Source organism: Paraburkholderia sp. EG304, from assembly GCF_046543485.1.
Lineage (GTDB): Bacteria > Pseudomonadota > Gammaproteobacteria > Burkholderiales > Burkholderiaceae > Paraburkholderia > Paraburkholderia youngii.
Genome location: NZ_JBKGUA010000001.1, coordinates 165,061 through 177,918, shown reverse-complemented (window position 1 = coordinate 177,918; position 12,858 = coordinate 165,061). Strand labels below are relative to the sequence as shown.

At 65.2% G+C, this 12,858-nt stretch carries 8 protein-coding genes and 1 tRNA gene; 6 read left to right on the top strand and 3 right to left on the bottom strand.

Annotated features, from left to right (window positions below; genetic code table 11):
- The first annotated feature begins 220 nt into the window (after positions 1-220).
- From fixL to ACLFKU_RS00825, 4 genes are all read left to right on the top strand, one after another.
- Positions 221-2,737, top strand: coding sequence for an oxygen sensor histidine kinase FixL (fixL, locus tag ACLFKU_RS00840; RefSeq protein WP_410848071.1), 2,517 nt, complete (start codon positions 221-223; stop codon positions 2,735-2,737).
- The gene (gene fixJ / locus ACLFKU_RS00835) at positions 2,734-3,378 is read left to right on the top strand and encodes an oxygen response regulator transcription factor FixJ (RefSeq protein ID WP_008922736.1); all 645 of its coding nucleotides are present in this window, start codon (positions 2,734-2,736) and stop codon (positions 3,376-3,378) included. The genes fixL and fixJ overlap by 4 nt, the downstream gene beginning before the upstream one ends.
- A 440-nt stretch (positions 3,379-3,818) precedes the next feature.
- On the top strand, positions 3,819-4,682 hold the full coding sequence (folD, locus tag ACLFKU_RS00830; protein WP_410847884.1) for a bifunctional methylenetetrahydrofolate dehydrogenase/methenyltetrahydrofolate cyclohydrolase FolD: 864 nt from the start codon (positions 3,819-3,821) through the stop codon (positions 4,680-4,682).
- 320 nt (positions 4,683-5,002) lie between these two features.
- Positions 5,003-7,108, top strand: coding sequence for a M3 family metallopeptidase (locus ACLFKU_RS00825; RefSeq protein ID WP_368586749.1), 2,106 nt, complete (start codon positions 5,003-5,005; stop codon positions 7,106-7,108).
- A gap of 88 nt (positions 7,109-7,196) precedes the next feature.
- Here ACLFKU_RS00825 and ACLFKU_RS00820 read toward each other — a convergent pair whose 3' ends face one another.
- On the bottom strand, positions 7,197-8,498 hold the full coding sequence (locus ACLFKU_RS00820) for an amidohydrolase family protein (RefSeq protein ID WP_410847883.1): 1,302 nt from the start codon (positions 8,496-8,498) through the stop codon (positions 7,197-7,199).
- 163 nt (positions 8,499-8,661) lie between these two features.
- Here ACLFKU_RS00820 and ACLFKU_RS00815 point away from each other — a divergent pair, with 163 nt between their 5' ends.
- Entirely contained in the window at positions 8,662-9,357 is a 696-nt protein-coding gene (locus ACLFKU_RS00815; protein WP_410847882.1) for an aspartate/glutamate racemase family protein, read from the top strand.
- A 148-nt stretch (positions 9,358-9,505) separates the two neighbouring features.
- On the opposite strand, the gene ACLFKU_RS00810 is transcribed toward ACLFKU_RS00815, so the two are convergent.
- Positions 9,506-9,582, bottom strand: a tRNA-Met gene (locus ACLFKU_RS00810).
- 259 nt (positions 9,583-9,841) lie between these two features.
- Here ACLFKU_RS00810 and xth point away from each other — a divergent pair.
- On the top strand, positions 9,842-10,618 hold the full coding sequence (gene xth, locus ACLFKU_RS00805; RefSeq protein WP_410847881.1) for an exodeoxyribonuclease III: 777 nt from the start codon (positions 9,842-9,844) through the stop codon (positions 10,616-10,618).
- A gap of 51 nt (positions 10,619-10,669) precedes the next feature.
- Here the strand turns inward: xth and ACLFKU_RS00800 are convergent, their stop codons facing one another.
- Entirely contained in the window at positions 10,670-12,787 is a 2,118-nt protein-coding gene (locus tag ACLFKU_RS00800) for a prolyl oligopeptidase family serine peptidase (RefSeq protein WP_410847880.1), read from the bottom strand.
- Positions 12,788-12,858: the final 71 nt, after the last annotated feature.

The window sequence follows — 12,858 nt, the reverse complement described above, 5'->3', positions numbered from 1 at the left end:
AGGCCGCGGCAGCACCGGCTGATTGTAATAAGGGTCCCGACGTCAACGCAATCAAATTTTCAAATTACGAGATCAATTCTCACAATGCGGAAAATTGCTGCAACGCAACCTGGTTTGACTGCCGTTAGACCGATCCGTCGGCTAGTTTGCGCCGATTAACTGCACTTTCCGCGCTTTTTTGCGTCATTTGTCGGGGACGTGCTGAGCTACAATGCCACGCATGTTGACCGAACGGCTTTTCTCTCGCTCGGCGCGCACCGCGGGTTCGCCGGCGGATTCGTCGCCGTCCCCGCGCTGGCACCACGGACCCTGGTGGTCCAATTCCTATTTGCTGACGCCGCTGCTGTCGATCCTGGTATTCCTGGTCGTCATGAGCCTGATTCTCTGGAGTCTGAACCGGCGCGAACAGCAGCAGCAGGAAGACACGCTGTACCGCAACGTCGCGTGGGCGCAGCAGCAGATCCGGCTGTCGATGACAGGCGCGCAGGAACAGATTCAGGCGCTCGCGCGCGACCTCGCCGCCGGCCATGCTGACGAGCATTCGTTCCAGGTGAACACCACGGACATCATGCAGGGGCATCCCGAGATCCTCTACATGAACTGGTACACCGCTCAGCAGCAGCCGCGCTGGCCCAATGCCGCGCCGCCGGTGCTAGGCCAGCGGCTCGCGCGGCCCAACGACGCACAAATGGACGAAGCGGTCAAAGCCGGTTTCGCCGAGGCGCGCAACACGCGCCGCCAGGTGTACTCGCCGCTCATCTACGACGACCTCGGCAACGGCTTCATCACATTGCAAACGCCGATCTTCCGCGACCGCGATTTCCTCGGCACGATCGCCGCGGTGTTCTCGGTGGAAGGCATTCTGAAGCGCGACATCCCGCCCGAGCTGTCGGCCAAATACAAGATCTCGATCATCGACGTGAACAACCGCGAGTTGACCACCACGTCGACCCGCCCGCGCCTGCCGCGCGACATGTTCTACGACCTGCCGCTCGACCCGCCGGGCCAGGGCATCTCGGTGCGCGTATACGCGTTCCCGCAGATCACCAACTTCACGAACAACACGCTGGTGTGGCTGGTCGCCGGCCTCTCCTGCTTCGTGCTGTGGAGCCTGTGGAGTCTGTGGAAGCACACCCGGCAGCGCTTCGAGGCGCAGCAGGCGCTGTACGCGGAAGCGTTTTTCCGCCGCGCAATGGAAAACTCGGTGCTGATCGGCATGCGCGTGCTCGACATGCACGGCCGCATCACGCACGTGAACCCGGCGTTCTGCCGCATGACCGGCTGGGACGAAAGCGACCTCGTCGGCAAGAGCGCGCCGTTCGCGTACTGGCCGCGCGACGCGTACCCGGAGATGCAGCGCCAGCTCGACATGACGCTGCGCGGCAAGGCGCCCTCGTCCGGCTTCGAGCTGCGCGTGCGGCGCAAGGACGGTTCGACGTTCCACGCACGGCTCTACGTGTCGCCGCTGATCGACAGCTCGGGCCGCCAGACTGGCTGGATGTCGTCGATGACCGACATCACCGAGCCGAAGCGCGCGCGCGAAGAACTCGCCGCCGCCCATGAGCGCTTCACGACCGTGCTCGAAAGCCTCGATGCGGCGGTGTCGGTGCTCGCCGCCGACGAAGCCGAGCTGCTGTTCGCGAACCGCTACTACCGGCATCTGTTCGGCATCCGCCCGGACGGTCACCTCGAACTCGCGGGCGGCGGCTTCGACAGCTCGCAGGCGTCGTCCGATTCGATCGACATGGTCGACACCTTCGTCGGCCTGCCCGCCGCGGCGCTGACCGAAAGCACCGCCGACGCGCAGGAAATCTACATCCCCGGCATCCAGAAGTGGTTCGAGGTGCGGCGCCAGTACATCCAGTGGGTCGACGGCCATCTCGCGCAGATGCAGATCGCAACCGACATCACGACCCGCAAGCGCGCCCAGGAGCTGGCGCGCCAGCAGGACGAGAAGCTGCAGTTCACGAGCCGCCTGATGACGATGGGCGAAATGGCCTCGTCGCTCGCGCACGAATTGAACCAGCCGCTCGCCGCGATCAACAACTATTGCTCCGGGACCGTCGCACTGGTTAAATCCGGTCGGACGACGCCCGACAATCTGCTGCCGGTGCTCGAAAAGACCGCACAGCAGGCGGTGCGCGCCGGCATGATCATCAAGCGTATCCGCGAGTTCGTGAAGCGCAGCGAGCCGAAGCGTCAGGCCACGCGGGTCGCGGATATCGTCGCCGACGCGGTGGGTCTCGCCGAAATCGAGGCAAGAAAGCGGCGGATTCGCATCGTCACCGATCTGCGCTCGCGGCTGCCGGTGATCTACGTCGATCCGGTGCTGATCGAGCAGGTCCTGGTGAACCTGCTGAAGAACGGCGTCGAGGCGATGGCCGAAGCGCGCCCGAACGCGGTCGACCCAGTGATCCGCGTAGTCGTGCGGCTGGACAGCGGCTTCGTTTGCATCAGCGTCGTCGATCAGGGGCCGGGCGTCGACGAAACGACCGCCGAGCGTCTGTTCGAACCGTTTTACAGCACCAAGTCCGATGGCATGGGCATGGGGCTGAACATTTGCCGTTCGATTATCGAATCGCATCGCGGGCGTCTGTGGGTGGTCAACAATGTCGAGTCCGACGGCCACATCACGGGTGCCACGTTCCATTGCAGTCTGCCTATTGGGGAGCCTGACGGCCCGAGCAACGGCGGGTCCGAGGCGCCGACACCACAAACCGTTACGGGAGAGCTATGAACAGCCCAGTCACCACCCAGGAAACCGTCTTTGTCGTCGACGACGACGAGGCCGTGCGAGATTCGCTGCGCTGGCTGCTGGAGGCGAACGGCTACCGCGTTCAATGCTTCCTGAGCGCAGAACAGTTCCTCGACGCATGGCAGCCGCATCAGCATCCGGGCCAGATCGCGTGCCTGATCCTCGACGTGCGGATGTCCGGCATGAGCGGGCTCGAGTTGCAGGAACGCCTGATCGCCGACAACGCTTCGCTGCCGATCATCTTCGTGACGGGCCACGGCGACGTGCCGATGGCCGTGTCGACGATGAAGAAAGGCGCGATGGACTTCATCGAAAAGCCGTTCGACGAAGCCGAACTGCGCAAGCTCGTCGAGCGCATGCTCGACAAGGCGCGCAGTGAAAGCACCAGCGTCCAGCAGCAGCGTGCCGCGGCCGAGCGCCTGGGCAAGCTGACCGCGCGTGAGCATCAGGTGCTCGAGCGGATCATCGCGGGCCGCCTGAACAAGCAGATCGCCGACGACCTCGGCATCAGCATCAAGACGGTCGAAGCGCATCGCGCGAACATCATGGAAAAGCTGAACGTCAACACGGTCGCCGATCTGCTGCGACTCGCGCTGTCGAACAAGCCGCAAACGGCGCAGTAACGTCGCGCAGTAACGTCGGTATGGGCGGCCCTTCGCTCGGAGGGCCGTCTCTAAGTGACCGCCATGCGGCGGTTGCGTCGCTGGTTCGCGACGGCGTGAGCGTCGCTGAGTCCGGCGTGCGCGTGGCGTTCGAGCGGCCTGCCCCGCCGCCCGCGTTGCGCTTTCTTGCCGTCACACGTCCCGCCCCTCTCCTCCCGTACGCTTCCACGCGCCGCGAATCCCCTGCGGAAGCACGCCCGTCGCGCCGGTATAATGTCGGACTTTGCAGCGGCGCGTTGCCCGAATCGGCAACGCGCCTGTCGCGGGCGACCCGGCTTCGTCGAGCAGCCGAAGCACGCCGTCGCGCGCCCCCTCCGCGCGAGCGCTTCGCCCCGCCAGCCCAAACCGCCTGCCCCGAATCGATTCCCGATCTCCAACCTCGACTCAACGTTCGACCGACCATGACTGCCAAACTGATCGACGGCCTCGCCCTCTCCAAGACCCTGCGCGCCGACGTCGCGGCGCGCGCCGCAGCCCTGACCGCCCGCGGCCATCAGCCGGGCCTCGCCGTGATTCTGGTCGGTGACAATCCGGCCAGCGAAGTGTATGTGCGCAACAAGGTGAAAGCCTGCCACGACAACGGCCTCGGCTCGTCGTTCGACCGCTATCCGGCCCACCTGCCCGAAGCCGAGCTGCTCGCGCGCATCGACGAGCTGAACCGCGATCCGGCCATCCACGGCATCCTCGTGCAGCTGCCGCTGCCGAAGCACATCGACAGCCACAAGGTGATCGAGGCGATCGCGCCCGAGAAAGATGTCGACGGTTTCCACGTCGCCAATGCGGGCGCGTTGCTGACCGGCCAGCCGCTGTTCCGTCCGTGCACGCCGTACGGCGTGATGAAAATGTTCGAGGCCTACGGCATCGAGCTGAAGGGCGCCAACGCGGTGGTGATCGGCCGCTCGAACATCGTCGGCAAGCCGATGGCGCTGCTGTTGCTCGAAGCGGGCGCGACCGTCACGATCTGCCACAGCAAGACGCGCGATCTGGCCGCGCACACCCGCAACGCCGATGTCGTGGTCGCCGCGACCGGTCTGCGTAACATCCTGACCGCGGACATGGTGAAGCCGGGCGCGACCGTGATCGACGTCGGCATGAATCGCGACGACGCCGGCAAGCTGTGCGGCGACGTCGACTTCGCGGGCGTCAAGGAAGTGGCCGGCCATATCACGCCGGTGCCCGGCGGCGTCGGCCCGATGACGATCACGATGCTGCTCGTCAACACGATCGAAGCAGCCGAGCGCGAGGCGAACGCGGCCAAGGCGTAATCGCCGCGCGGTCGGTGCGAGGCGGAGTGAGGCGACTCATCCGTCTCGCGCACCGGGTCGTCTCCCGCCCTCCTCTCTCGCAGAACCACCCCATCATCACCGCGCCGCCGGACCCCGCGGCCCACGCCCCGCCCCAACGCGCGCCAGCGCACCGCAACATCTGTTAATTTGTCAGCCGATGGATTGGAATCGGCGCCTCCCGCCCCAATACTGTCGTTAGCCGGTGCCGCCGCGCGCCGATCGTCGAGCGACACGCCACCAGACGACTCGCGCGAACGCCGCCGCACCGCCCCCTTCACCCGCGTCAGACAGGAAGCCCTATGTCCACTACCGCCACGCCTCAAGACAACCCGCTCCTCGATTTTTCCGATCTGCCGCGCTTTGGCTCCATCCGACCCGAGCACGTGACGCCCGCCCTCGACGTGCTGCTCGCCGACGCGGCGGCCGCCGTCGAGCGTGCCGCGCTGCCGGTCACGCCCGCGTCGTGGGCCGACGTCGTCGAACCGGTCGAGCGCGCCACCGAGCCGCTGTCACGCGCGTGGAGCGTGATCGGCCATCTGAATGCCGTTGCCGATACGCCCGAGCTGCGTGCCGTGTACGGCGAGAACCTGCCGCGCGTGACCGAGTTCTGGTCGAGCGTCGGCCAGAATCTCGCGCTCTACGAGAAGTACAAGGCACTGAACGCGAGCGACGAGTTTGCGTCGCTGAACGGCGAACGCAAGAAGATCCTCAGCAACGCGCTGCGTGACTTCCGCCTGTCCGGCGCCGAGTTGCCGGAAGACCAGAAGCCGCGTTTCGCCGAATTGCAGGAGCGCCAGGCGGCGCTGTCGAAGGCGTTTTCGGATCACGTGCTCGATGCGACCAACGCGTATGCGTACCTCGTGGATGCGGGCAACGAGGCGCAACTGGCGGGCCTTCCCGAAGACGTGATCGAAGCCGCGAAGGAAGCCGCCGGGCGCGACGGCAAGACCGGCTACAAGTTCACGCTGCACTTCCCGTCGTATTTCCCGGTCATGCAGTACTCGGAAAACCGTCCGATGCGCGAAGCGATGTATCGCGCGTACGTGACGCGCGCGTCCGAGCTCGGCGCACAGTACGGCAACGGCAAGAGCGAGTGGGACAACACCCAGGTGCTCGCGGACGAACTGAAGCTGCGCGCCGAAGAAGCGCAGATGCTCGGCTACGGCAACTTCGCCGAAGTGTCGCTCGCGCCGAAGATGGCCGAATCGCCGGCTCAGGTGATGGCCTTCCTCGAAGACCTTGCGACGCGCGCGCGTCCGCATGCGGAGCAGGACTGGAAGGAGCTGCGCGAATTCGCCGCGAGCGAACTCGGCATGACCGATCTGCAGCCGTGGGACATGACGTTCGCCGCCGAGCGTCTGCGCCAGAAGCGCTATTCGTTCTCGGAAAACGAAGTGAAGCAGTACTTCCCCGAAGACGCGGTGTTCAAAGGTCTGTTCAAGGTCACCGAGACGCTGTTCGGCGTGCGCATCCGCCGCGACGATGCAGCCGTCTGGCATCCGGACGTGCGCTTTTTCCGCGTCGAGAATCAGGACGGCGGCCTCGTCGCGCAGTTCTATCTCGACCTGTATGCACGCGAAGGCAAGCGCGGCGGCGCCTGGATGGACGACGCGCGCGGCCGTCACAAGCTCGCGCACGGCGCGGTGCAAACGCCGGTCGCGTATCTGACGTGTAATTTCTCGGCGCCGGTCGGCGGCAAGCCCGCCTGCTTCACGCACGACGAAGTGATCACGCTGTTCCACGAGTTCGGCCACGGCTTGCATCACATGCTTACGCGCGTCGATGAGCTCGGCGTGTCGGGCATCAACGGCGTCGAATGGGATGCGGTCGAACTGCCGTCGCAGTTCATGGAGAACTTCTGCTGGGAATGGGACGTGCTGTCCGACATGACCTCGCACGTCGATACCGGAAAGCCGCTGCCGCGCGAGCTGTTCGACAAGATGCTCGCCGCGAAGAACTTCCAGAGCGGTCTCGGCACGTTGCGGCAGATCGTGTTCTCGATGTTCGACATGCAACTGCATACGGGCTTCGACGCGAACGGTGCGAAGAGCGCCAATGAACTCGCGCGCGAAATCAACGAACGCTTCCACGTCGTGCCGCAAGCGCCGTTCTCGCGCTGGCCGAATACGTTCAGCCATATTTTCGCGGGCGGTTACGCGGCCGGCTACTACAGCTACAAGTGGGCGGAAGTGCTGTCGGCCGATGCGTACGCGGCGTTCGAGGAAGCCGCGCAAGCCGCGGGCAGCGTGCTCGATCAGTCGACCGGCATGCGCTATCGTCGCGAGATTCTGGAAGTGGGCGGCAGCCGTCCGGCGATGGAATCGTTCAAGGCGTTCCGCGGCCGCGAGCCGAATATCGATGCGCTGCTGCGGCATAACGGCATGGCGCCGGGTGCCGCACACTGAGCGATTCGAGCGTCGCGATGCCAATAGAAAAGCCGGCGGTCTGCGCGAGCAGGCCGCCGGTTTTTTCATTCATGCGCGAGACAGCGCGCTACGCGCGATAGAGCTTGAAATCGACCTGCTCGGGCCGCCCTTCGATCGATAGCGACGCGCGCGCGGCCGGCGCGCGGCTCACCACCCTGCCCCGGCTCACCACCGCGAGCCGCGCGGCGCGCAGACGGATCGCCTCGATCTCGTCGCGCGCATCGAGCACGACGAGATTGGCCGCGCAACCGGGCGCGATGCCGTAGTCTTCCAGACCGAGAATGCGCGCCGCGTTCACGGTCACCGCGTCGAAACAGGCGCGCATGCCGTCGACGCTGGTCATCTGCGCGACATGCAGGCCCATCTGCGCGACTTCCAGCATGTCGGCCGAGCCCAGGCTGTACCACGGGTCCATCACGCAGTCGTGACCGAATCCGACCGTGATGCCCGCGGCGAGCATCTCCGGCACCCGCGTCATGCCGCGCCGTTTCGGGTAGGTGTCGCTGCGGCCTTGCAGCGTGATGTTGATCAGCGGATTGGCGATCGCCGCGACGCCCGACTCGCGCATCAGCGGCAACAGCTTGCTCACGTAGTAGTTGTCCATCGAATGCATCGACGTCAGGTGCGAACCGGTGACGCGTCCGTGCAGGCCGAGCCGATGCGTTTCGGCCGCGAGCGTTTCGATGTGACGCGACAGCGGATCGTCCGATTCGTCGCAATGCATGTCGACGCGCAGACCCTGCCCAGCCGCGTACTCGCACAGCATGCGCACCGACTGCGCGCCGTCGGCCATCGTGCGCTCGAAATGCGGAATGCCGCCGACCACGTCGACGCCCATGCCGATCGCGCGCTTAAGGTTGTCGAACGCGCCGGCGCTGCGCAGCAGACCGTCCTGCGGAAACGCGACCAGCTGCAGATCGAGATACGGCGCGACGCGGCGCTTCACTTCGAGCAACGCTTCGACCGCGAGCAGACGCGGATCGCACACGTCGACGTGGCTGCGGATCGCGAGCAGGCCGCGCGCGACGGCCCAATCGCAATACTGCATCGCGCGTTCGATCAACGCTTGCTGCGTGAGCTCGGGCTTCAACTCGCCCCATAGCGCGATGCCTTCGAGCAGCGTGCCCGACGCATTCACGCGCGGCAAACCGTACGACAGCGTCGCGTCCATGTGGAAATGCGGATCGACGAACGGCGGCGTGACGAGCGAACCGGCCGCGTCGATTTCGTCGCGCGCGCTCGCGGCCAGGTTCGGCCCGAGCGCGACGATGCGACCCGCGGCGATGCCGATGTCGACTGGGGACTGCTGCTGCGTGAACTGCTGGGCGGCACTGCGCGGCAGCGTCGCGCGGCGGATGATCAGATCCATGTTCGCTCCGGTTGATCGCGTTTGGACTCGCTACGATTCTATCGACGCCAGAATAATGCGCGAGCCGATGCGTACCGGCGTACAGGCCGCAATCCGTACCGGCTCGATGCGATGCGACGCGCCTATACTCGCCGTTTCGGCCATGCATTGACGGAGCGTACAGATGAAAACGATCGGCGTGATCGGCGGAATGAGCTGGGAGTCGTCAAGCGAGTATTACCGGCTGCTGAATCGCCATGCGAAGGCGCGGCTCGGCGGCCATCACAACGCACGCAGTCTGCTGCTGACCGTCGATTTCGCGTCGATCGAGGCGAACCAGCGCGCCGGCGACTGGCACGCGCTCGGCGAACAGATGGCCGACGCCGCGCGCCAGCTCGAACGCGGCGGCGCCGATCTCGTGATTCTTGCGACGAACACGATGCATCGCGTGTACGAATCGATCGAGCAGGCCATCACGGTGCCGTTCCTGCACATCGCCGATCCGACCGGCGCGGCGTTGCGCGCGGCGGGCGTCGAGCGCGTTGGTCTGCTCGGCACGCGCTACACGATGGAGCAGACGTTCTACACGGGCCGGCTGCGCGAGCGCTATGGACTCGACACGCTCGTGCCTGATGACGACGAACGCGCGGACGTGCACCGCATCATTTACGACGAGCTATGCCACGGTAATGTGGACGACGCGTCGCGCGAGGTCTATCAACGCGTGATCGAACATCTGGCCGCGCGTGGCGCGCAGGCGGTGATACTCGGGTGCACTGAAATCACGCTGCTGATCAAGCCGGAAGATTCGGTGCTGCCTGTGTTCGATACCACCGCGTTACATGCGCAGGCCGCGGTGGAGTGGGCGATCGGGGCGTGATGATGGGTTAGAGGCTTCGATCGCGCGCGAATCATGTTGCGCCAGTTCACGCGCGCGCAGCATATGCAGCGGGCGCCACAAAGCAAAATGAAGCGCTGAAAGTCAAAAAGCCCGCATGGCTTGCGCGATGCGGGCTTTCAACAAAGCTTGGTTGCGGGGGTAGGATTTGAACCTACGACCTTCGGGTTATGAGCCCGACGAGCTGCCAGACTGCTCCACCCCGCGTCAGAGAAAAGAGATTATATAAGCTTGCTAGCAAATCGTCAAACCTAAACGCGGAACATTTCTCGAACGACGTCGTCGCCATGAAACCCGAGCCTCGATGAACACACATGAGCTTGCGCCGTGAGCACAAGACACGCGACCCAGCCTCGCATTCCACGCGAGACGCGACGCACCCAGCAAGTAGAATGTCGCCGACTTTGACCGGCGAGGCCCCCGCTATAATCGCCTTGCTCTCATCACGCACGCATCGGATATTTTCGTGAAAATCGCGACCTGGAACGTCAACTCCCTCAAAGTCCGCCAGCAGCACGTCATCGACTGGCTCGCGAGCAGCGGCACCGACGTGCTGTGCCTGCAGGAACTGAAGCTCCCCGACGAGAAGTTTCCGCGCGCCGAACTCGAGGCGGCCGGCTATCGAAGCTGGTACGCGGGTCAGAAAACCTATAACGGTGTCGGCATTCTGGTGCGCGAAGGATTGAACGTCGACGAAACCAGCATCGTGCGCAACATCCCCGGTTTCGAGGATCCGCAGCAGCGCGTGATCGCGGCGACCATCGACGGCGTGCGCATCATCTCCGCGTACTTCCCCAACGGTCAGGCACCCGGCACCGACAAGTTCGCATACAAGCTGCGCTGGCTCGACGCGCTGCACGACTGGCTGGCAACCGAGATGACACTGCATCCGAAGCTCGCGCTGCTCGGCGACTACAACATCGCACCCGAAGATCGCGATGTGCACGACCCCAAGGCATGGGAAGGTCAGAATCTGGTGTCACCCGAAGAGCGCGCGGCGTTCGTGCGGCTGATCGGCCTCGGTCTGCTCGACGCGTTCCGCCAGTTCGAGCAGCAGGAAAAGATCTATTCGTGGTGGGACTACCGGATGATGGCGTTCCGTCGCAACGCGGGGCTGCGCATCGATCACATCCTGCTGTCGAAGGCGCTGTCCGACATCTGCAAGGCGTGCGACATCGACAAGGTGCCGCGCAAATGGGATCAGCCGTCGGATCACGCGCCGGTGTTCGCGCAGCTCGGTTGATCCGGAACACAGCCACGAAGCGAGGCAGTGCGGCCTCGCCTTCCTGGTGCTTCAAGCGCCGCCCAACACACCCCACAAGAACTCGAACACCATCGCATCATGCTCGGCCTGCTCGAGCTCATCGGAGCCGCCGTGTCCGCCTTCCGTATTCTCCCGGTACCACACGTTCTGCGCGCCCAGCGCCTGCATGCGCGCCGCCATCTTGCGCGCGTGGCCGGGATGCACGCGATCGTCGGCGGTCGAGGTCATGAATAGCACCGGCGGATACGCGACGCCGGCCGCGAGGTTGTGATACGGCGAATACGCGGCGAGCGCGCGCGCTTCATCGGGTTCGTCCGGGTCGCCGTACTCGTCGATCCACGACGCTCCCGCGTGCAGGAGGTGATAGCGGCTCATATCGAGCAACGGCACCTCGCACACGACCGCGCCGAATAGCTCCGGCCGCTGCACCATGCAGGCGGCCACCAGCAGACCGCCGTTGCTGCCGCCCTGAATGCCGAGCTTCGCGGCGCTCGTCACTCCGCTCGCGATCAGCGCTTCGGCGACCGCGATGAAATCATCGAACGCGCGCTGGCGATGTTCTCCCTGCGCCGCCGTGTGCCAGCGCGTGCCGAACTCGCCACCGCCGCGGATATGCGCGACCACGTACACGCCGCCGCGTTCGAGCCAGCCGATACCCTGCCCCGTCAAATAGCTCGGCAGCAGCGGAATCGCGAAGCCACCGTAGCCGCTCAGCAGACACGGACGCGTCGGTTGTCGATCGCCCAGCGATGACGATGCTTCCTTCGGCCCAATCACCGTGTACGGTATGCGCGTGCCATCGGCCGATACCGCATGTCCGCGCGTCACGGCAACGCTCGTCGCGTCGAACTGCGTCGGCCAACGGTCGAGCAACTCCCATTCGCCGGGCTCGTCGCGCGCGAGATCGGAGAGCCAGTAGGCGGGCGGTTGCAGATAATCGTCGGTGTCGACGAACACTTCGTCGTTAAGCGTCGACTCGACCGGCGACACGTCCACTTGCGCATCGCCGCGCGACGCGAACACGCGCTCGCGCCAGTGCCACGTGCCGTCCTCGCGTTGCCACGGCGTCCAGATCAGCGTCTTGCCGCGTACGTCGTCGATGTACGACACGATCAGATGATGGCGCGTATGCGACCACTCGCAGGCCGAGGTCAGCGGCGTCGGTGTGAAAAGCGGCGTCACGTCGCGCTCGCCGCGCAAAAACGCGTCCTCGCGAATCGCGAGCAGCGCGCCGCCAGGATAGCGCGCGCGATTGCCGTCCCACTCGCAGTCCCAGTCGAGCCGTGGCTCGAGCAGCAGCCAGCCCTGCCACGCCCCCACCGCGACATGCGACGGCACTTCATAACGATGCCAGGCATCGCTGGCATGGTCGAGGTAATAGGTGTGCGAATCGAAAAAGTCGACGCTGCTCGTCACCGTATGCCGGCGATCGACCGGATCGTAATTCGCCTCCACGCCGATGTCGTCAAACTCGCCGCGAAACACGACAGGCGCGTCGGCGAGCGCGGTGCCGCGGGTCCAGCGCCGCACGTCGCGTGGATAACCGGAACGCGTCAGCGTCTTGCGCCCGTTGTCCCAGCCGACGTACAGCGTATCGCGATCGATCCAAGACACCGTGTGCTTGCCCGCCTTCGCAATCGCGAAACCATCATCGACGAAACGCCCCGCGTCGAGATCGAACTCGCGCACGACGAGCGCGTCCGAGCCGCCCGGCGACATCGTGATCAGTGCGCGGTCGCCGTCCGGATAGAGGATGTCGAGATCGACGCACACCCACGGCGTGCCTTCGGCCGCGCCGAGCGCGTCGAAGTCGAGCAGGTTCTGCCAGACCGGCGCGCCGGCGCGCCATGCGGCCCACGCGGTGCGTCGCCAGATGCCGCGCGGATTGCTCGCGTCCTGCCACAGGTCGTAGGCCCAGTCCTTCCAGCGATCCGGAATCACCGGACGCTCGCGCGGCAGATACGCATCGGCGAGCCGGCGTTTGAGCGTGTCGAACGACGCGCCGCTGCACCACGCCGCGCGGGTGCGCGCATTTTGCGCGTCGACCCATGCGAGTGCGTCGCTGTCGTACAGCTCTTCGAGCGACAGGAAAGGATCGGGGGAAAGCGGCCACTCGAACGGGGCGGGAGAAGCGGGAGAAGCTGGCATCGTTAGCTGTCGGATCGGAACAGCGTTGATTATGCCTCGTGCACAGTAGTTGCCGGTTTGCCGCGACGCGC